The organism is Faecalibacterium prausnitzii (assembly GCF_019967995.1).
GTDB classification, from domain to species: Bacteria; Bacillota; Clostridia; order Oscillospirales; family Ruminococcaceae; genus Faecalibacterium; species Faecalibacterium prausnitzii_E.
The window spans coordinates 2,226,576-2,245,552 of sequence record NZ_CP065377.1; the positions used below are offsets into that span (position 1 = coordinate 2,226,576).

The 18,977-nt window shown below is 59.1% G+C and carries 19 protein-coding genes and 1 other annotated feature; of the genes, 9 read left to right on the top strand and 10 right to left on the bottom strand.

The window, feature by feature from the left end; all coding sequences use genetic code 11:
• Nucleotides 1-16 precede the first annotated feature (16 nt).
• The 6 genes from atpG to I5P96_RS14220 all read right to left on the bottom strand — a co-directional run bounded on the left by atpG (nucleotide 17) and on the right by I5P96_RS14220 (nucleotide 4,740).
• Complete coding sequence (atpG, locus tag I5P96_RS10920) at nucleotides 17-901, bottom strand: ATP synthase F1 subunit gamma (protein ID WP_207685597.1); 885 nt, start codon at nucleotides 899-901, stop codon at nucleotides 17-19.
• The gene (atpA, locus tag I5P96_RS10925; RefSeq protein ID WP_223382082.1) at nucleotides 888-2,642 is read right to left on the bottom strand and encodes a F0F1 ATP synthase subunit alpha; all 1,755 of its coding nucleotides are present in this window, start codon (nucleotides 2,640-2,642) and stop codon (nucleotides 888-890) included. The genes atpG and atpA overlap by 14 nt, the downstream gene beginning before the upstream one ends.
• Entirely contained in the window at nucleotides 2,632-3,123 is a 492-nt protein-coding gene (locus I5P96_RS10930; RefSeq protein WP_097792797.1) for an ATP synthase F0 subunit B, read from the bottom strand. Before I5P96_RS10930 ends, atpA begins: the two co-directional genes overlap by 11 nt.
• A 17-nt stretch (nucleotides 3,124-3,140) precedes the next feature.
• The gene (atpE, locus tag I5P96_RS10935) at nucleotides 3,141-3,365 is read right to left on the bottom strand and encodes an ATP synthase F0 subunit C (RefSeq protein ID WP_015563599.1); all 225 of its coding nucleotides are present in this window, start codon (nucleotides 3,363-3,365) and stop codon (nucleotides 3,141-3,143) included.
• A gap of 98 nt (nucleotides 3,366-3,463) precedes the next feature.
• Entirely contained in the window at nucleotides 3,464-4,147 is a 684-nt protein-coding gene (locus I5P96_RS10940) for a F0F1 ATP synthase subunit A (RefSeq protein WP_187116947.1), read from the bottom strand.
• Nucleotides 4,148-4,611: 464 nt separating this feature from the next.
• Entirely contained in the window at nucleotides 4,612-4,740 is a 129-nt protein-coding gene (locus tag I5P96_RS14220; RefSeq protein WP_263286843.1) for a hypothetical protein, read from the bottom strand.
• Between the two features lie 862 nt (nucleotides 4,741-5,602).
• Here I5P96_RS14220 and I5P96_RS10945 point away from each other — a divergent pair.
• The 7 genes from I5P96_RS10945 (at nucleotide 5,603) to I5P96_RS10975 (ending at nucleotide 11,943) form a co-directional block, all read left to right on the top strand.
• The gene (locus tag I5P96_RS10945) at nucleotides 5,603-5,920 is read left to right on the top strand and encodes a hypothetical protein (protein WP_055189828.1); all 318 of its coding nucleotides are present in this window, start codon (nucleotides 5,603-5,605) and stop codon (nucleotides 5,918-5,920) included.
• Nucleotides 5,921-6,010: 90 nt separating this feature from the next.
• Complete coding sequence (locus tag I5P96_RS10950; protein ID WP_097792799.1) at nucleotides 6,011-6,313, top strand: Dabb family protein; 303 nt, start codon at nucleotides 6,011-6,013, stop codon at nucleotides 6,311-6,313.
• A 62-nt stretch (nucleotides 6,314-6,375) separates the two neighbouring features.
• Complete coding sequence (locus I5P96_RS10955) at nucleotides 6,376-7,338, top strand: transglutaminase domain-containing protein (protein ID WP_223382084.1); 963 nt, start codon at nucleotides 6,376-6,378, stop codon at nucleotides 7,336-7,338.
• A 76-nt stretch (nucleotides 7,339-7,414) separates the two neighbouring features.
• Nucleotides 7,415-7,654, top strand: a binding site (T-box leader).
• Between the two features lie 67 nt (nucleotides 7,655-7,721).
• Complete coding sequence (metG, locus tag I5P96_RS10960; RefSeq protein WP_263291102.1) at nucleotides 7,722-9,725, top strand: methionine--tRNA ligase; 2,004 nt, start codon at nucleotides 7,722-7,724, stop codon at nucleotides 9,723-9,725.
• A gap of 12 nt (nucleotides 9,726-9,737) precedes the next feature.
• Nucleotides 9,738-10,697 carry a DMT family transporter gene (locus I5P96_RS10965; protein WP_223382085.1) on the top strand — a complete coding sequence of 320 codons (960 nt, stop codon included), beginning with the start codon at nucleotides 9,738-9,740 and terminating at the stop codon, nucleotides 10,695-10,697.
• The gene (locus tag I5P96_RS10970; RefSeq protein ID WP_223382086.1) at nucleotides 10,694-11,509 is read left to right on the top strand and encodes a TatD family hydrolase; all 816 of its coding nucleotides are present in this window, start codon (nucleotides 10,694-10,696) and stop codon (nucleotides 11,507-11,509) included. Before I5P96_RS10965 ends, I5P96_RS10970 begins: the two co-directional genes overlap by 4 nt.
• Nucleotides 11,510-11,709: 200 nt before the next feature.
• Nucleotides 11,710-11,943: a methylenetetrahydrofolate dehydrogenase gene (locus I5P96_RS10975; protein WP_097792803.1), complete on the top strand. Its 234-nt coding sequence runs from the start codon at nucleotides 11,710-11,712 to the stop codon at nucleotides 11,941-11,943.
• Nucleotides 11,944-12,027: 84 nt separating this feature from the next.
• On the opposite strand, the gene I5P96_RS10980 is transcribed toward I5P96_RS10975, so the two are convergent.
• From I5P96_RS10980 to I5P96_RS10995, 4 genes are all read right to left on the bottom strand, one after another.
• Nucleotides 12,028-12,489, bottom strand: a complete 462-nt coding sequence (locus I5P96_RS10980; protein WP_223382087.1) for a GNAT family N-acetyltransferase — start codon at nucleotides 12,487-12,489, stop codon at nucleotides 12,028-12,030.
• Nucleotides 12,490-12,567: 78 nt separating this feature from the next.
• Nucleotides 12,568-13,386, bottom strand: coding sequence for an ABC transporter ATP-binding protein (locus I5P96_RS10985; protein WP_302277326.1), 819 nt, complete (start codon nucleotides 13,384-13,386; stop codon nucleotides 12,568-12,570).
• Nucleotides 13,387-13,393: 7 nt separating this feature from the next.
• Complete coding sequence (locus I5P96_RS10990; RefSeq protein ID WP_223382088.1) at nucleotides 13,394-14,320, bottom strand: ABC transporter permease; 927 nt, start codon at nucleotides 14,318-14,320, stop codon at nucleotides 13,394-13,396.
• 243 nt (nucleotides 14,321-14,563) lie between these two features.
• Nucleotides 14,564-15,658 (bottom strand): ABC transporter substrate-binding protein, encoded by a 1,095-nt coding sequence (locus I5P96_RS10995; RefSeq protein WP_223382089.1) that lies wholly within the window; start codon nucleotides 15,656-15,658, stop codon nucleotides 14,564-14,566.
• A 522-nt stretch (nucleotides 15,659-16,180) separates the two neighbouring features.
• On the opposite strand from I5P96_RS10995, the gene I5P96_RS11000 reads away from it, so the two are divergent.
• Together I5P96_RS11000 and dusB are read left to right on the top strand one after the other, a co-directional pair.
• Nucleotides 16,181-17,506 carry an MATE family efflux transporter gene (locus I5P96_RS11000; RefSeq protein WP_223382090.1) on the top strand — a complete coding sequence of 442 codons (1,326 nt, stop codon included), beginning with the start codon at nucleotides 16,181-16,183 and terminating at the stop codon, nucleotides 17,504-17,506.
• Nucleotides 17,507-17,927: 421 nt separating this feature from the next.
• Entirely contained in the window at nucleotides 17,928-18,947 is a 1,020-nt protein-coding gene (gene dusB, locus I5P96_RS11005; RefSeq protein ID WP_223382092.1) for a tRNA dihydrouridine synthase DusB, read from the top strand.
• Nucleotides 18,948-18,977 lie beyond the last annotated feature (30 nt).

Consider the following 18,977-nt stretch of genomic DNA (forward strand, 5'->3'; position numbering starts at 1 on the left):
CGGAGAGGGTTCCTGGTTATTCGTTACTTTGCACCGCCGCAGCGCCGCCGATGATCTCGGTAATCTCCTGGGTGATGGAGCCCTGACGGGTGCGGTTGTATTCGAGCTGAAGCTCGTGGATCATATCATTGGCGCTCTTGGTGGCCGAATCCATGGCGGTCATGCGGGCGCTCTGCTCCGCGCAGAAGCTCTCGGTCATGGCGCCAAAGATCATGCCGTGCATGTAGATGGGGGCCGTCTGCTCGAACACCGTTTTGGCGTCCGGGAACATCTCCACCTCGCCGCGGGGGTCACCCAGACCTTTCGGGGCGGGCTTCAGATGCTCGCGGTCCAGCGGAAGCAGACGCTCCATCACCGGCTCACTGGTCAGCGCGTTCTGGATCTTGGTGTAGATGAGGTAGATCTCATCCAGCTTGCCGGACTTGAAATCGTCGATGGCGTCCACCGTGATGTCGCGGGCGCGCTGCAGTGTGGGGGCCGTGGCACCATAGTGGAACTCTTCCACCAGGCGCGGGTCCTTGTGGAGCAGGGCGCGGTAGCCGGTCTGACCAATGACGTAGAAGCGGGCATTGGGGTCGCTGCCGCACTGCTCTTTCAGGAACTTGAGCAGGTTCTGGTTGTAGGCACCCGCCATGCCCTTGTCGGCCGTCAGCACGACATAGGCACGGATGGGGTTTTCCTTTTCCCGCTCATGGAAGAACGGGTGGACCGGCTCGTCCGGCAGATGCGGCACGACGCGGGAGATGGTGTCCCGCATCCGGGTGAAATACGGCAGAACGTTCTGGTAATTCTGCCGCGCCTTGCGGAGCTTGGAGGAGGAGATCAGGTACATGGCATTCGTGATCTTCATGGTATCCTGAATGCTCTCGATCCGCTCCTTGAGCAGCTTACTGGACGGCATGGCTCTCCCCTCCCGCATAGGTCTTCCACGCGGTCAGGATGGCGTCCACCTGCTCCGGCGTGATCTTGCCGGTGGAAGCGATGGCATCCATCGCGCCGGAAACATCGGCGTGGAAGGACCGCACAAAGGCGTTGACCTTTGCGCGCTGCTCAGCCAGCGGGAGCGTGTCCAGCATCCCGTGGGAGGCCAGCGTCAGGATGACGACCTGCTCGGCATCGGACTTGGGCTGATAGAGCGGCTGCTTGAGCATCTCGGTCAGGGCCTTGCCGTGTTCCAGCTGACGGCGGGTCTCGGCGTCCAGGTCTGAGCTGAACTGCGCGAAAGACTCCATATCCTTGTACTGGGCCAGCTCGATGCGCAGGTTGGAGTTGGCCTTCTTCATGGCCTTGGTCTGGGCTGCGCCGCCGACACGGGACACCGACAGGCCGACGTTGACGGCCGGGCGGTTGCCTGCGTTGAACAGGGCGCTCTCCAGGAAGATCTGACCATCGGTGATGGAAATGACGTTGGTGGGGATGTAAGCGGAAACGTCGCCCGCCTGGGTCTCGACGATGGGCAGGGCGGTGATGGAGCCGCCGCCCAGGTCGTCGCGCATCCGGCAGGAGCGCTCCAACAGACGGGAGTGCAGATAGAAGACGTCGCCGGGGTATGCCTCACGGCCCGGAGAACGGCGCAGCAGCAGCGAGATGGCGCGGTACGCCACAGCGTGCTTGGACAGGTCGTCGTAGACGATCAGCACGCTCTTGCCTTTGTCCATGAAATACTCGGCCAGTGCGGTGCCCGCATAGGGCGCGATATACTGCAAAGGAGCGCTGTCGGATGCCGTTGCGGCCACGATGGTGGTGTAGCTCATGGCACCGTGCTTCTTCAGATCCTCGGCCACGCGGGCGATGGAGGAAGCCTTCTGGCCGATGGCGACATAGATGCACAGCACCCCGGTGTCCTTCTGGTTCAGGATGGCATCGGTGGCGATGGAGGTCTTGCCGGTCTGGCGGTCGCCGATGATCAGCTCACGCTGACCGCGGCCGATGGGGAACATGGAGTCGATGGCGAGGATGCCGGTGTGAAGCGGGGTGTCCACGCTCTGGCGCTCCAGAATGCCGGGGGCCTGTTTCTCGATGGGGTTGTAGCCCTCTGCCTCGATGGGGCCCTTGCCGTCGATGGGCTCGCCCAGCGGGTCGATGACACGGCCCAGGAACTTTTCGCCCACCGGGATGCCCGCGCGCTTGCCGCTGCGGGTGACCAGGGTGCCGACGCCGACCGACTCAGCCCCGTCAAACAGCATGATGCCCAGACGGCCCGGTTCCACGCTCTCGACCATGCCCTTGGCACCGTTCTCGAAGGTGACGATCTCGCCGTAAACGGCGCGGTCCATCCCCTCGACCTGCACGATGCCGTCGGCGGAGGCGATGACCACGCCTCCCTCTTCCGAGGTCTGAGCGGGCTTATAATCCTCCACGCGGGTCTTCAGGGTAGCCAGAGAGGGCTTGCCGGCCATCATCTGGTCCAGCTGGTGGCGGCCGGAGTTGTCGAACATCCGGTCACCGACCTGCAGCACATAGCCGGAGAGCAGGCTCTCATCGACGGCCACGTTCAGGATGACCTCGGTGGCGTCGTAGAGCTTCTTTACCTCGTTCTTGATGCGGGCGATGTCCTCTTCGCGCAGCTGGTGGGCAGCGCGCAGGTCGGCCTTGACGATCCGGTTCTCCTCAAAGAACGCACGGCTGAATTCAGTTGCCATTGCCTGCACCTGCTTTCTCCAACAGATCGTCCAGCAGACGGGCGTCGTCCTGTGCGGTCAGGTGCCGTGCCAGCAGCTTTTCGCACATCGCACGGGCCAGAGCCGTGGTCTGGGCGTCGGCCTCGCGCAGCTTGTGCTGGCGCTCTGCCTCGGCTGCGGTCTTGCCCTCGGCAAGGATGGCGTCAGCCTGCTTCTGGGCGTCCAGCAGCAGCTGCTGCTTTTCCTTCTCCGCCTGCTGCTCGTAAGCCTTGCGGCGGGCAGCGGCCTCATCGTCCACATTGCGCAGCTTATCCTGCGCAGCATTCAGTGCCGCAGCGGCTTCGCTCTTGGAAGTCTCGGCAGCAGCAAGGGCGTCGTCCACCTGCTTCTGGCGCTCTGCGATGATGTTCATGACAGGCCTGTACAGGAACTTGCGCAGCAGCAAAAACAGGACCAGAACGTTGACGACCGTCCACAAAAGGTTCAGATTCAGTGTCAGCATTCGTCATGCCTCCGTTATCAACCCAGGAACAGGATGATCAGCAGTGCAACGACGAAGCCGAAAATTGCAGTACCTTCTGCCAGAGCAGCGCCCAGCAGCAGGTTGGTCTGGATCTTGCCGGATGCTTCGGGCTGGCGGCTGATGGCCTCCGTTGCCTTACCGGTCGCAATGCCGATGCCGATGCCGCCGCCAATACCAGTCAGCGCTGCGATGCCAGCGCCCAGAGCTACGAGTCCGTTCATAATAAAATCTCCTATCTTTTTATCGTTTTTCTTTTGTACGACTTCTCCGTCCCTGCTCCGCAATGCCAGGAGAGCTGTCTGCGCAGCAGACTGAGAGGTTACTCTTCGTCTCCCAGGCTCTCCTTCATAAAGAGGGAGGTCAGGAACACAAACACATACGTCTGGATCAGACCATCGAACAGGTCAAAATACAGGCTGAACACTGCGGGGACGAACACCGGCACCACGAGCTTGATCAGCTCCATGATGACGAACGCGCCCAGCACATTGCCGAACAGTCGCATACACAGGCTGGTGGGCCGGATGGCGATCTCCAGGATATTCATGGGCGTCATGATCGGCGTAGGAGCCGCCAGACTCTTGAGGAAGCCTTTCCCGCCGCGCGCGTGGATGCCGGAGTATTCGATGAGCACGATGCTCATCAGGGCCAGAGCTGCGGTGACGTTCAGATCCTTCGTGGGAGGCTTGATGCCGAACACACCAATGAGGTTGGAGCACGCGATATACAGCGCCACACTCATCAGATACGGCACATACCGTTTGCCGTTCTCACCCAGCAGCCCGACGAAGAAATCGTTGAGAAGAGTCACGACCGTTTCCAGGATGGCCTGGCGCCTGGTGATGTGATCGACCCGCAGATTCCGCGTCAGCAGGATCGAACCGAGCACCAGAAACACCATGATGCCCCAGCTGACGACCACGGATTCCGGGATCTGCAGCCCGAACACCGAGACCATCTCCACGTTCAGCTCTTCTTTCAAAGCAGCAGTCAACGCATTCATTCTTTTGCTCTATCTCCTTTCCTTGTTATCGTTTTTCCAAAAAAGTGCTGCAATGCGCGAAAAAAAGCAGGAGGCCGAGACGTCCTCGTCCCACATCCTCCTTCGCTCACGCCTTGCCCGGCGCTTTTTACGTGACGTATCATAGCACGATTGTGCCGAATTTTGTAGCCCCCGGCCTAACATTCTACGTTTTGTTATACTCCATTTCACAACGGCCGAAGAAGTGTTGTGTATTTTGTGCAAATTTCCGGTCTTGTCTTATGCCAATTGCACAATTTCCGAGTGGATTCTCTTCCTTTCGCTTCGTTTTCCGCGTCAAAAACGGGGCAAAATCGGCACATTATTCACTATTTGTATATCCGGTATATCAAATTTATATAGGCAGACCGGCTGCGATGCAGCCCCCCCAAACGCGGCTGTGATACGGATCTTATATAATTGTAATACAGATTTAATATAGCCGTTCACTGCTTTTCGCCCCGGCGGAACAGCAGGCGGAAGATGGCACGGCTCAGCAGGCCGCAGTAGAACATCTGCCAGCACAGCGCCATGGGGAAGGCAGCGTTGGTCACGCCGCCCGTGTTCAGCGCCACATTTTGGTGCAGTTGATGTATCCCAGTTTTTTGGATTTTTGGTGCAAAAATACGCCTCATTTGTTGTACACTCTGCGAATAGACAACTCCGCCTTTGTCGTGTATAATAAAGCCAGAAACCAGAGAAGTACAGCAGAAGCTCAAACGAGAGCTAACCCCGCTGACTTGAAGCAGAAAGGAGCGAGACCGATGGTCGATATGGAACCCGCACAGTTCGGACAGACTGTCGGGATTCGCTGAGAGGCAAAACAGAGGCTCACCACAAATGGGATGTTTCCCCCGTATAAAAACACAACAACGAGCCGGTCTTGAGCATCAATCACGCGAAAACAGAACAGTCTGTCGAGTATAAATCCCCTGGCGATTCAAATAGATCCGCATGAGGTGATCCCCATGATGAAAGCTTTTGCGCGGACGAGAATATTTGAATGACCAAAAAGGAGCAACTCCAATGTACTAAGCAATGGAATCCCCGGCAAATCTAACTCGAAAGAATGTGGTAATATGAAATTCATCTTCATGATCTCACTACCGCAATCCAACAGTTAAGAGAAGGGTCAGTCCAATGTACACGAGTAACCAGGTCCCCTTGAACCAGATTCCCAGTTTCTGATCGTTTCTAAGGAGAGTCACCCTATGAAGCGTTTACTCCGAAAATGAGGAAATCCAAGGAGAAGAGGCTTATGACTCCGAAGAAGTAAGTATCCAGCCGGACGAGGGCTTGCAACCGCCTCGTCCGGCTGGTTTTTTATTTGTTCCTTCGCACATTTTCCGGGCAGAATGTTCCGTTCCGGGTTGAATCCCGTCCTTGCTTTTTCACCCCCCTATGTTATACTTGTGGAAAAAGATGGAGGTGTATCGTATGGATTCGTTCTTCTCGTCTTCCACCCTGTTCAACATTGTGCTGGCCGTGATCTGGTTCATCTCCGGCATCCGGGATTTTCAGGGCAAGGACCCGCTCATCAAACTCCCCTTCAACCAGTACGTCCGCGACCCTGAGTACCGCGCGTTCTGGCAGAAAAAGAACGGCGTATTCTACATGCTCAATGCTCTCGCCTTTCTGATCCTGGCCTTCACACCTGTCACATCGCTGGTCTACCGCATCCTCTTCGGTGTTGCCATCGGGGGCGATCTTCTTTATCTCGTTGCCTATGAGAGTTGGAACCATAGCGCCGATTGAATCGTTCTGCTCTGGTTCCATTCCAAAATTTTTCTTGCTCCTTCTGCCGTTCTCTGCTACAATGGAGAAAAACGCAGGAGGATTTTTCTTATGGTCAAGCATGTGATTCTGTGGCAGCTCAAGGATGAGCTTTCCGACACCGAAAAAGCCGCCGTCAAGGCAGGCATCAAAGAGGGACTGGAAGGGCTGGCCGGTCAGATCCCCGGTCTGGTGGACATCCGCGTCAACATCGACGCGCTCCCCTCTTCCAACGCCGATCTGATGCTGGACACCACCTTCGAGACCGCCGAGGCACTCAAGGGCTACTCCACCCATCCGGCCCATGTCGCCGTGGCTAACAGCAAAGTGCGGCCTTATTACAAGAACCGAGTTTGCCTGGATTACGAGGTCTAACATGCTTACACCAGCTGCATCCTCCCGGAGATGCGGCCATAGCACGAAATGAGGATGGCATTATGAATAAAGCACTTCGGAATGTTACAGCTCTTTTCCTTGCAATGCTCCTTTGTCTTTGTCCGCTTTCGGTTCAGGCCGCTGGTGTCACCGGCGATACGGTCCTGGCCAGCTACCGGACACTGATCGACGCTTACAACAACTTCGCCGACCTGCACGAGTCCTATCTGGTCATGCTGGGTACACAGAATGTTTCAGATTCTGTCCGCGCCTACTACGACGGTGTTGACCTTGTGTTGGATAACCTCTACGCCACCGGCTCCGCAAAGGGGAATCTTGCCACGCTGGATGCCGGCACGCTGACCGAGATCAACAACATCCTCACCGAGGACATCGCTTTTATGAATGCGGCCAGCGCCACGGTACAGGCCCAGATGGGCAATGGTTACCCTGCCGGGAACTATACACCGGGAACGGTCTACGGCCCCAAGCTGAACCAGACTGAACTTGATCAGGTGGCCGGTGTCGTCAGCCGCTTTGCTTCCAGCCTGCCGCTTTCTTCCATGAGCGACATTGATAAGGTCATGGCTGCGCGGGACTACCTCATCCAGTTCTGCTCCTATGCCCCCGACTGGTCGAAGAACCGTGCCAACACGGCGTGGGGTGCGCTGGTCTACCGGCAGGCGCAGTGTTCCGGCTATGCCCGCGCCATGAAAGCTCTCTGCGACTCCATCGGAGTGGAATGCTGCTACGTTCATGCGGACGCGGCGGCTTCCAATCCAAGCCACCAGTGGAACACCGTAAAGATCGACGGCCAGTGGTACATTCTGGATGTGCAGGGCGATGACTCTTCCGGCTTCGAGGCATTCTTCCTGCTGTCGGATAACAGTTATGCCGCATCCACCGGCCTGTCATGGGATCGTTCCGCCGTTCCCGCCTGCCCCGCCGACTATACCGGCACGCATTACCACTACGTTTTCTTCCAGCGCATGGATCAAAGCCTGTTCGCCGCGCGGATGATTTGAGCGTTTCTCATTGACAAACCCGCCTTTTTTGCGTATTATAATGTCAAAGGGGATTTTATGCCCCTTTGACACACACAAACTGGCTTTGACGAGAAGAGTATGCACAGCAGGCACCTGACAGAAAGCCCGAAGGATGGAAACGGGCAGGCAGCGCTGGGCAGAAGATGGCCTCCGAGCCGCGCAGGTGAAGATTGAGCCTGCGACGGGTGCGCCCGTTACTGCGCGTGGGCTGGTCAGGCACCAGCCCACAAGGCCCCGCTCGCAAGAGCGCGGCGAAGCAAGGTGGTACCACGGAAGTTCAGCTCCCGTCCTTGTCCGGCATATCCGGCAGGGCGGGAGCTTTTTTGTGACACAGCCACGATAGAAAGGAAGAGCATATCCCCATGAGTGAGCACAAGACATTTTACATCACCACCCCCATCTACTACCCCAGCGATAAGCTGCACATCGGCCACAGCTACACCACCGTGGCCTGCGATGCGCTGGCGCGCTTCAAGCGGATGCAGGGCTATGACGTCATGTTCCTGACCGGCACCGACGAGCACGGCCAGAAGATCCAGGATAAGGCCGCAGATGCCGGCGTGACCCCCAAGGAGTACGTTGACAAGATCGTCGCCACCGTCAAAGACCTGTGGAAGCTGCTGGATGTCAGCTACGACCGCTTCATCCGCACCACCGACGACTACCACATGGAGTCCTGCCAGAAGATCTTCACCAAACTGTATGAGCAGGGCGACATCTACAAGGGCGAGTACATCGGCCACTACTGCAAGCCCTGCGAGAGCTTCTGGACCGACAGTCAGCTCGTGGACGGCAAGTGCCCCGACTGCGGCCGTGAGGTCTACGATGCCCACGAGGAAGCCTATTTCTTCAAGACCAGCAAGTATGCCGACCGCTTGCTGAAGCTCTACGAGGAGAACCCCCAGTTCATCCAGCCGGAGAGCCGCAAGAACGAGATGATCGCCTTCATCAAGCAGGGCCTGCAGGATACCTGCGTCTCCCGCACCTCCGTCAAGTGGGGCATCCCTGTCCCCTTCGACCCCAAGCACACCATGTACGTCTGGGTCGATGCACTGAGCAACTATATCTCCGCGCTGGGCTACGGCAACGAGACCTACCACGATTACGACAAGTTCTGGCCGGCTGACCTGCACATGGTCGGCAAGGAGATCTTGCGCTTCCACACCATCCTGTGGCCCGCCATGCTGATGGCTCTGGATCTGCCGCTGCCCAAACGCGTCTTCGGCCACGGCTGGCTGCTGATGAACGGCGGCAAGATGTCCAAGTCGGTGGGCAATGTCGTGGACCCCGTCATCCTCTGCAACCGCTACGGCGTGGACGCCATCCGCTACTTCCTGCTGCGTGAAATCCCGTTCGGCAACGACGGCATGTTCACCAACGAGGCCCTCATCAACCGCATCAACAGCGACCTGGCCAACGACCTGGGCAACCTGCTCAGCCGCACCGTCGCCATGTGCGAAAAGTATTTCGGCGGCACCGTCCGCAATGTGGCGGGCACCGAGGCCATCGATGTGGAGCTGGAAGGCCTGATCAACGGCCTGACCGCCAAAGTCACCGCCGACATGGACAACCTGACCATCCCGCAGGCGCTGATGGAGATTTTCGCCGTCATCCAGCGCGCCAACAAATACATCGACGAGACTGCGCCCTGGGCATTGGCCAAGGACGAGGCCAACAAGGAGCGCCTGGAGAGTGTGCTCTATCACCTGTGCGAGGCACTGCGCGTGACCGGCATCCTGCTGAACGCTTACCTGCCTTCCACTGCCCCCAAGATGATGGATCAGCTGGGTCTGGACGCTTCTGCGCTCGACCTGAGCAAGACCGTCTACGGCGCACAGGAGACCTACACCGTCCACAAGGGCGACGCGCTCTTCCCCCGCATCGACGTGGCCAAGGAGATCGCCCACCTAAAGGAAGAGGACGAGAAGCGCAAGGCCGCTGCCGAGGCTGCCAACAAGGCCAAAGCCGAGGCCGAAGCCGCCAAGAACGCCCCCGCTGCTGCGGAGGAGAGCGGCGTGGACTTCACCCACGAGCCGGAGATCGCATTCGATGACTTCTGCAAGGTGGAGTTGCGCGTGGCCGAGGTCCGCGCCTGCGAGAACCTGAAGGAGAGCAAGAAGCTGCTCCATCTGACCGTCTTTGACGGCGAGCGCGAGCGCTGCATCCTGTCCGGCATTGCCAAGTGGTTCAAGCCGGAAGACCTCATCGGCAAGAAGATCGGCATCGTGGCCAACCTGGCCCCCCGCCCGATGATGAAGAACAAGTATGTCAGCGAGGGCATGATCTTTGCTGCCGACACCGCTGACGGCGGTTGCTCCATCGCCTTCTACGGCGAGGACACCCCCGTGGGTTCCCGCATCCACTAAGAAAGGAAGATCATGTCTATCAATTCTGCTGTCCGCGCCACAAAGCTGGATAAGATCTTTGGCACGCCCGTGTGCGCTGTGCTGCTGGCGATCCTCTGCAATGTCCTGTGGGGCTCGGCCTTTCCGTTCATAAAACTGGGCTACCGGCTGTTCTCCATCGACCCCGCTAACACGGCTTCCATCTTCTGCTTTGCGGGAGTGCGGTTCATGCTGGGCAGTGTGCTGGTGCTGCTGGGCAGCATCCTGCTGCAGGGACATGCGCCGCATTTCCCCCGGGGCAAGGTGGCAGCAGAGTGTTGTGCGTTGGGTCTGTGGCAGACCACCGCGCAGTATGCGTTCTACTACATCGCCGTGGCTATGCTCACCGGTGCCTTTGGCGGCATCCTGAACAGCACCCAGAGTTTTTTAGGCGTCATCTTTGCCCACTTTATTTACGGCAATGCGGACCGCATGACCCCCGCCAAGACCCTGGGCTGCGCCATCGGATTTGCAGGTGTGCTCATCGGCACCATCGGCAACCATGGCAGCGGCAGCGGCTGGGGCGTGTTCTGCATGATGGCAGCCACCGTCATCTTTACCCTGTCCGGCCCGTGGAACAAGTCGGTCACCAAAAAGGCTGATAGCTTTGCCGTCTGCTTTCTGAACCTGTTTGTGGGCGGTCTGGCGCTGTTTGTGCTGGGCACCGTTATGGGCGGTCGGCTGCATGTACAAAGTGCGCTGGCGGTGCTGGTCATGCTGTATCTTGCCTTCATCTGCGGCGCAGGCTATATCCTGTGGGCGCTGCTGATGAAAAACAACCCGGTCAGCCGCATCGCGATCTTTGGTTTCGTCAATCCGGTGGTCAATGTGCTGCTCAGTGCGGTGCTCAACGGCGAACCGCTGTTCCGCTGGCAGTATCTGGCGGCGCTGCTGTTCGTGTGCGTGGGCATCTGGCTGGTAAACAAGGCCCCTGCCCAGAAGGAGAAGCTATGACCGGCCCCATCTTTGACACCCACGCCCATTACAGCGCCCATGCCTTCGATGCCGACCGCTTCGCCCTGCTGGACAGCCTGCCCGCAAAGGGCGTGGTCGGCGTCTGCGAGCAGGCCACCCACTCCGGGGATGCCCCCCGTGTGCTGGAGCTGGCCCACCGGTATCCGTGGGTCGTGGCCGCCATCGGCATCCATCCGGAAAGCCTGCTGGCCCCGGAGGACTGCGGCGCGGACGGCCCGGCCCCCACGGTGTCGGTCTACGGCGGCGACTGGGCCGCAGAGATGCGGGCGCTGGCCCCTTACTACGACGACCCGAAGGTGGTGGCCGTGGGCGAATGCGGGCTGGACTATCACTGGCCGGTGCCAAAGGACGCTCAGCTGGCCCTGTTTGAGGCCGAGATCCGGCTGGCGCTGGAGCTGGACAAGCCCATCATCGTACACGATCGCAACGCCCACGCCGACGTCTACGCTCTGCTGAAACGCTACCAGCCCAAGGGCATCGTGCACTGCTATTCCGGCAGTGCCGACGATGCGCTCTGGCTGGCAAAGCAGGGACTCTATTTCGGCTTCGGCGGGGCCTGCACCTTCAAGGGGGCCAAACGGGCTGCCAAAGCCATCGCGGCCCTGCCGCTGGAACAGCTCGTTCTGGAAACGGACTGCCCCTACATGGCCCCGGAGCCTGTGCGTGGCACCCGCTGCGACAGCTCGCTCATCCGCTATGTGGGCGAATCCATCGCACAGGTCAAGGGAGTTTCCACTGAGGAAGTGTTCCGGCAGACCACTGAGAATGCAAGGCGGGTCTACCAGTTGTAAAGTTTAACGTCGTATAACCTCTCAGTCATTGCGAAGAGATGAAGTTTTCGCAATGCCAAGGCCTCTCCTACCAGGAGAGGTGTCACCGAAGGTGACGGAGAGGTTGCACCCCATCATTTCACCTGCAAAAGCTGAAGTTTACATCAGCTTCTGTATAGATCAACTTTGAAAATCCAAACTGTTATAAGGAGATATCACTTATGAAAGCTCGTATTCCGCAGCACCGCGAATTTATCATCAACTTCCCCGACACCGTCGATCAGGCCAAGGCCAACGAGGGCTGGGCAAAGCTGCAGCAGATCGTCGAGGACTACAAGAAGGACCACAACGGTGCTTCCGTCTATGCACCCAGCTTCATCGAGGACTGCGAGCCTGCCGTCAAGAAGCTGCAGGAAGAGTATGGCTTCGAGTACACCGTTGAGTATGTGAAGTAAGTTCTGAGTTTTCAGTATATTGCATTAATAAAAAGAGCAGAGCGTTCCAGCCAGCTGGCTGGAACGCTCTGCTCTTTTTGTTGCTTATTTCAGTTCCATATTGATGGACTTTTCCGTAAAGCCGTAGTTCCGGTACATCTCATACGCCTTTTTATTTCTGGCGTTCACCTGCAGCTCGATGGTGTCACATCCCTTTTCCGCCTTGAGCTGCTTCACTTTTTCAAAGAACTGGTGGCCGATGCCTTTGCCCCTGTACGCTTCCTCCACCGCCATGGTACTGACGAACAAAACATCCTTTGTTACCTGCGCCGGGCCTTCCACATGGCGCTTGAAGACTTCCAGAACACCAACAACGATGCCGTCCGTCTCGGCAATATACCAGCTGTCCCCTTTCAGGAGCTCAGCAAACAACCCTTTTGTAATCAACGGACTAGCCGGTTTGTAGACATCCGGCCGCCACTCGACATGCATCTGCTGCACCTGATCCATAATAGCAGAAAATCGGTCATAATCCTGCATTTGCGGGGTACGGATCGTTATTTTCATCTCGTTTTCTCCTTGTTGTATCAAAAACACCCTGTCTGACACGGTTTCGGGTCCAGACAAGGCATTTTGAGTTTCTTTTCAGTTGTTCGCTTCCACCTTGCTGAGCAGGATGCGGTCATTGTCGAGGGCCTTGCCCGCGTTTTCACGGAACTTTTCGAGCAGGTCGTCCACGGTCATCCGGCTGCGCTCCTCGCCCTTGACGTCGAAGACGACGCGGCCCGCATCCATCATCAGGGTGCGGTTGCCCAGTTCCAGTGCCTGGTGCATGTTGTGGGTGACCATCAGGCAGGTGATCTTCTTTTCCGCCACGATGCTCTGGGTCAGTTCCAGCACCTTTTCGGCGGTGGCGGGGTCCAGCGCGGCGGTGTGCTCATCGAGCAGGAGCAGTTTCGGGGTGACGAGGGTCGCCATCAGCAGCGTCAGCGCCTGACGCTGTCCGCCGGAGAGCAGGCCCACCGGCTGCTTCATCCGGTCTTCCAGCCCCATATCCAGCAGAGCCAGCTTTTCGCGGAACAGGGCCTTATCCTTCCGGGAGATGCGGGAGAAGATGGCGTGGGGGGCCGTGCCAGCGCGGAGGTAGGCCAGCGCCAGATTCTCTTCGATGGTCATGTTCGGGGCGGTGCCCTTGAGCGGGTCCTGGAAGAGGTGTCCGATGACCCGGCTGCGCTCAAATTCCGGGGTGAAGGTGATGTCCTGCCCGCCCAGCGTGATGCTGCCCTCGTCGGCGATGAAGCCGCCCGTAATGGCGTTGAACAGGGTGGATTTGCCTGCACCGTTCGAGCCGACGATGGTGGCGAAGTCGCCTGCTTCCATCCGGAGGCTGACGCCGTTCAGGGCCACCTTTTCATTGACCGTGCCGGGGTTGAAGGTCTTGTGCAGGTCGTTCAGTTCCAGCATTTCCATCTCAGACCACCTCCTTCTTCTGGGCTGCGTGCTTCCGCTTTTCAAAGGCCAGGCGGTTCTGGATGGCCGGCATCGAGATGGCAATGGCCACGATGAGGGCCGACACCAGCTTCATGGCGGCCGCCGGGACATTGAAGCGCAGGGCCACCGCCACAATGAAGCGGTACAGACAGCTGCCGAACACGACGCCCAGCACCCGGCGCACCATGGTGCGCTTGCCCACCAGTGTTTCCCCGATGATGAGGGAGGCCAGTGCGATGGTCACCATGCCGGTGCCCACGTTGATATCGCAGCTCTTCTGGTACTGGGCCAGCAGACCGCCGGACAGGGCCGTCAGCGCACCGGAGATGCACAGGCCCACCGTGATGGTAAAGGCCGGATTGATGCTGGACGCCCGCACCATGGCGGCGTTGTCGCCGGTCGCCCGGATGGACAGGCCCAGCCGGGTGCCCAGAAATCCCACCATCCCGGCACCGGCCAGCGCGATGACCACCACGGCCAGCACCAGCTTATACCAGCCGCCCGTAAAGGCCAGCGCTGTTTTGGCCAGCGAGAAGACTGTGTCCGTCTTGACCAGCGACAGCGTGGACGAAAAGCCCATGACCGCCAGATTGATGGTATAAAGGCCGGTGTTCACGATGATGCCCGCCATGATGCTCTCGACGCCGAGGCGGGTCTGCAAAAAGGCTGTGATGAAACCGGAGCACACGCCAGCCGCCATCGCCGCCAGCAGGGCCAGAAAAGGGTGGCCGGTCAGTGCGACCTGGCAGGCCACCGCGCAGCCCAGCGTGAAGCAGCCGTCGGTGGACAGGTCTGCAATGTTCAGGATGGAATAGCTCAAGAACAGAGCCAGCGCAACGAGGGCGTAGATGCAGCCCAATTCCAGCGCGGTCTGGATCACGTTGAGCGAAAAGATACTCGCCAGCATGGTGTGTACTCCTTTAGTTAGAATGTATGTATCCTCCCAAAGGGCAGGCTCTCCTTCCTACAACCTCTCCGTCTCACTTCGTTCGACAGCTCCCCTGGTAGGGGAGCCCTTGGCAAAGCGAAAAACGTTCTCTCTTCGCCAGGGCCTCTCCTACAAGGAGAGGTGGCATTGCAAAGCAATGACGGAGAGGTTGCACAAACGGATAACCTACCCTTTGTGTCCGGCTGTTACCGATTTATCATTTCAGAAGTTCTCCTGCGTGGTCACTTGCACGATCTCGGTGCAGTAGGGCTTGAAGGCTTCCTTGATCATGTCCAAAGTCTTATCATCCATGCCCAATGCTGCGGCCGTCTCTGTATTGATGGTCACAATGCCGTTGTCAAAGGTCTGGTAAGGCAGGTCGGCGGTGGTCTTGCCCTCGCAGAGCAGCTCGACCACCATGTCTGCGGTGGCCTCGCCCAGCTGGACGTAATCGACGCCGTAGCCCACGAATGCACCGTTCAGCGCGAAGCTGTCGGCACCAGTGAAGTGCAGGATCCCGGCATCGGTAAAGGTCTCGTAGATGGCCAGCTCCGCGGTCATCACGGTGTTGTCGGTCGGGGTGAACACGGCCTTGACCCCGGCTGCAACGAGGGCTTCGGCCGCCATCTGAACTTCGGCGGTGGTGGTGCCGTTCTTTTCAATGTACTGGATGCCCTTGCTGTCGCAGAATGCCTTGGCATCTGCGATGGCCTGGGTGGAAGCATCCTGGCTCATGTCGTACAGCAGGCCGATGGTGTCAATATCCGGGTCGACGGCCAGGATGAGGTTCATGATGGCGTCGGTGTTCAGGGCATCGGAAGTGCCGGTGATGTTCTCCTCGCCGTCAAAACCGGCAGAGACCGGGTCGGTGACCGCAGAGTAGACAACAGGGATGCCGGTATCCTCGACCGAAGCCAGCATGGTGGCGGCGGTGGGGGTAGCCACGGCCACGATGACGTCCACGTCATCGGCCACAAGGTCGGCACCGATCTGGTTCAGGTTGGTCTGGTCGGCCTGCGCGTTGGCGTAGTAGTCGGCATAATCAAAGGTCACGCCCTTTTCCCTGCCCACCTCATCCAGACGGCTCTCAACGGAGGCGACGATCTGGTTCAGAGAGGCATGGTCCACATAGTTGACGATGCCCACCTTGAAGGTCTGGCCCGCTTCTGCCGACGACGCGGCAGCGCTGGAGGCGGTGCCGGAGGCAGCGGACGAGGCCGAGCCGCCGCAGCCGGTCAGGCTGAATGCAGAGACAGCGGCAGCGCCCAGAGCGGCCTTGAGGAAATTGCGGCGGGAGATCCTGTTCATGGTTTTCATAGCGGTTGCTCCTTCCCTGGAGCGGGCGGCAGTAAAAAAGACCCGCTCCACTTGCGGAACGGGCCTTTTCATGGTAACAAAAGATCCCGTCCCTGTGTGTTCATCCACAAGGACAGGATCGAAAATACGATTCTGCGGTGCCACCTTGTTTGCTCTGCCCAAGCCAGCTTCTGGCTGCAGAGCCCCTCACGGAGAGCCAACACTCCCCTGCCCTGTAACGGAGGCTTCCGTCCCAAGCTACTGAAAAGCACTGGCTCTCGTTTGCCCGGCCCTCGGCGGCCCACGAAGTCCTGCCCCGCTCTCGCCCGTTTCCATCCTCCGGGCTCTCTAGCAGATGCGCTGTGCAGGTTCTCTTCCGCCTCATCGGTTTGATTGCATTATACACTTTATTCGTGTAAAGTCAAGAGGGAATTTTTCATCTGTGCAATGATTCAGATGAATCCGGTTTTCGTTTCCTTGACTTTTCTTGACTTCTTTTGTGAAACAACGTACACTGTGTACATTATAATTTTCCGAAAGAAGGTGTTCTTCACGAATCCGACCGAAAATACCCTGCTGCATGGGCCGGTGCGTCCGGCGCTGCTGCGGTATGCCCTGCCCATCATCCTGAGCATGGTGGCCACCCAGTTCTATTCGGTGGCCGATACTATGATCATCGGTCTGCGGCTGGATGCCGACGCGCTGGCGGCGGTCTCCAATGCTTCCACCATCCTGATGCTCTTTCTGTTCATCTCCGGCGGCATGGAGCTTGGCGGCGGCCTGCTGGTGGCAGCAGGCCGGCCCACGGCCACCCGGCAGGAGATGGCCGAGCTGCTCTACAACCTGCTGTTCGTCGATCTTGTGCTGGCGCTGGGCCTGACCGCACTGGGCTTTTTCACCCTGCCCGCCCTGCTCCGGCTCATCCGGACGCCGGAGGAGATCCTGGCTGAGGCGGTGCTCTATGGGCGGGTGTATCTGGTCGGCCTCCCCTTTCTGATGCTCTATGACCTGACCAAAGAGTGCATCATGGGCTGCGGAGACTCGAAAACACCGCTCCGGGCCGTAGTCGCCACCAGCGTGATGAACATCGTGCTGGACCTGGCGCTCGTTGGCCCCTTCGGGGTCGCCGGTGCGGCCGGTGCTACCGCTGCCGCGCAGATCGCCGGAGCGGGGTACATGCTGGCCCACCTGCGCAAGACCGAACTGAGCCTGCCCTTCCGCCGGGAGATGCTCAAGGCAAGCTACGCGAAGGACATCTTCCGCCTTTCCGCCCCCAACTCCCTGCAGCAGGCCAGCGGCACCATCATCACGACGGTCAAACAGGGGCTTCTGGGCGGGCTGGGCGTCGCGGCCATCGCGGGTTTTTCCTGCGCGGGCAAGCTCTCCAGCCTGCTGATGATGCCGGTGTACGGTTTCGTGCAGTCCATCGTCTTTTTCATCGCCCAGAACACCACTGCCCAGCAGCCGGGCCGGGTGCATACCGGCCTGCGGGAGGGGCGGCGCATCCTGTTTTTCTACTCGCTGCTGGTGGCAGCGCTCTGCATCGGGCTGAACGGCCCGCTGCTTCGGCTCTTCACCACCGACGCTTCTGCCGCCGCCTACGGCTCCACCATGCTGGCCTTTGAGGGCATCTCGTATGTGTTCACCGCGCAGAAGCATCTGTGCGAGGCCCGGCTGCGCGGTGCCCAGAAGATGGGGCTGTATCTGGCCTCGAACCTGGGGCAGATCGGGCTGAATCTGGCCGCCTGCGTTCTGCTGGTGCCCCGCATCGGCTTTTCGGGCTTCTGGCTGTCCACCTGGATCAGCGCCCCCGCCGGCCTTGCGCTGGCCGCGCTGCTGGCAAGGATCGGCGCAAAACAACAGAGCTAAAACAAAAAGCACAGTGCTTGTACTGTGCTTTCATTTATGATATACTGTTTTTGCAGCCATCTGGCTGACAGGCGCTGTCTGCAAATGCAGGTGGTCACGCTCTTCTCCCCGGCGAAGCGTTGGGGGGAACGCGTTCTTCTTTGCTTCCCCTGACGCAAACGCGGAAGGGGGGATGTTCTATGACGCTGAGTGAAGTGCTTCAGCTGCTCGCCGTGATTGGCGGTGCAGTTTTTGTGACGTTTCAGATTACATGGACGATTTCCAACAGCAAAAAGAAATGACCGCCTCTGCCCTCACAAAGCAAGCGGTCATTCTTTTTGACACCTGAGCCGAGGAGGAGCTGACCATTTTGCAGCCAGCGTCTTTCTCTATTTGTAGTATAGTAATTTTTTATCGTTTTGTCAAGCAGAAGAGGAGCACAATGGAACCTTTGAAGATCCAACACATCCCCCTGCCCCACCGGGCCGTGTTCGGCCCCATGGCAGGCTTCACCGATGCGCCCTGCCGCCGCCTGATGGCGCAGCACGGGGCCGGTTTCACAGTCAGTGAGATGGTATCCAGCCGGGCGCTGGTCTACCACGACCACAAAACCGTCAGCCTGCTCAAGGCCGAACCCAACGGCGCCCCCTACGGCGTCCAGATCTTCGGCGAAGTGCCCCAGATCATGGGCGAAGCAGCCGCTGCCATCGAGGAATACGCTTTCGACTTTCTGGACATCAACATGGGCTGCCCAGCCCCGAAGATCGTCTCCGGCGGTGCCGGCAGCAAACTGATGCTGGACCCCGACCTCTGCGGCAGGATCGTCGAGCAGGTAGTGGCGCACACCTCCCGGCCCGTCACGGTCAAGATGCGCAAAGGCTGGGACGCCGATCACGTCACCGCAGTCGAGTGCGCCAAGGCATGCGAACAGGCCGGTGCGGCCCTCATCGCAGTACACGCCCGGACGCGGGAGCAGATGTACACCCCCGGCATCGACCCGGAGATCATCGCCCGCGTAAAATCTGCCGTGCATGTGCCGGTGCTGGGCAACGGCGACATCCATTCGGCTGAAGACGCCGTCGCTCTGGTCAAAGAGACCGGCTGCGACGGTGTGATGATCGCCCGCGCAGCCCTGGGCGACCCGTGGCTGTTCGAGCGGGTGAACGCCGCACTGGAGGGCACCCCGGCCCCCAAAGAGCCGAATCTGCAGGCCCGGATGAACGCCCTCCGCCGTCAGGTGGAGGAAATGGTGGAGCAGAAGGGCGAATTCGTCGCTATGCCCCAAGCCCGCGCCCAGACCATGCACTACATGAAAGGGCTGAAGGGCGCGGCCTCCCTGCGGCGGTACTGCTGCGAGCTGACTCATCTGGAAGACATCGACCGCCTCATCGAGGCCGTGTTCGACCAGCAGCGCAAAGCGGGGCTTGACCCGGACGACGAACGCGAGGTCCCATTCCCCTGATTTTCCCGGACGATCCGGATTTTTTTGAAA

Excerpts from the sequence above, each read along its gene's own strand:
- I5P96_RS10985 (WP_302277326.1), bottom strand. The coding sequence starts at position 13,386 with ATGCTGGAACTGAACGACCTGCACAAGACCTTCAACCCCGGCACGGTC.
- I5P96_RS10940 (WP_187116947.1), bottom strand. The coding sequence starts at position 4,147 with ATGAATGCGTTGACTGCTGCTTTGAAAGAAGAGCTGAACGTGGAGATG.
- I5P96_RS10995 (WP_223382089.1), bottom strand. The coding sequence starts at position 15,658 with ATGAAAACCATGAACAGGATCTCCCGCCGCAATTTCCTCAAGGCCGCT.
- I5P96_RS10980 (WP_223382087.1), bottom strand. The coding sequence starts at position 12,489 with ATGAAAATAACGATCCGTACCCCGCAAATGCAGGATTATGACCGATTT.
- I5P96_RS10970 (WP_223382086.1), top strand. The coding sequence starts at position 10,694 with ATGACCGGCCCCATCTTTGACACCCACGCCCATTACAGCGCCCATGCC.
- metG (WP_263291102.1), top strand. The coding sequence starts at position 7,722 with ATGAGTGAGCACAAGACATTTTACATCACCACCCCCATCTACTACCCC.
- I5P96_RS10945 (WP_055189828.1), top strand. The coding sequence starts at position 5,603 with ATGGATTCGTTCTTCTCGTCTTCCACCCTGTTCAACATTGTGCTGGCC.
- atpG (WP_207685597.1), bottom strand. The coding sequence starts at position 901 with ATGCCGTCCAGTAAGCTGCTCAAGGAGCGGATCGAGAGCATTCAGGAT.
- I5P96_RS10990 (WP_223382088.1), bottom strand. The coding sequence starts at position 14,320 with ATGCTGGCGAGTATCTTTTCGCTCAACGTGATCCAGACCGCGCTGGAA.
- atpE (WP_015563599.1), bottom strand. The coding sequence starts at position 3,365 with ATGAACGGACTCGTAGCTCTGGGCGCTGGCATCGCAGCGCTGACTGGT.
- I5P96_RS10965 (WP_223382085.1), top strand. The coding sequence starts at position 9,738 with ATGTCTATCAATTCTGCTGTCCGCGCCACAAAGCTGGATAAGATCTTT.
- atpA (WP_223382082.1), bottom strand. The coding sequence starts at position 2,642 with ATGGCAACTGAATTCAGCCGTGCGTTCTTTGAGGAGAACCGGATCGTC.
- I5P96_RS10975 (WP_097792803.1), top strand. The coding sequence starts at position 11,710 with ATGAAAGCTCGTATTCCGCAGCACCGCGAATTTATCATCAACTTCCCC.
- I5P96_RS10950 (WP_097792799.1), top strand. The coding sequence starts at position 6,011 with ATGGTCAAGCATGTGATTCTGTGGCAGCTCAAGGATGAGCTTTCCGAC.
- I5P96_RS10930 (WP_097792797.1), bottom strand. The coding sequence starts at position 3,123 with ATGCTGACACTGAATCTGAACCTTTTGTGGACGGTCGTCAACGTTCTG.
- I5P96_RS10955 (WP_223382084.1), top strand. The coding sequence starts at position 6,376 with ATGAATAAAGCACTTCGGAATGTTACAGCTCTTTTCCTTGCAATGCTC.
- dusB (WP_223382092.1), top strand. The coding sequence starts at position 17,928 with ATGGAACCTTTGAAGATCCAACACATCCCCCTGCCCCACCGGGCCGTG.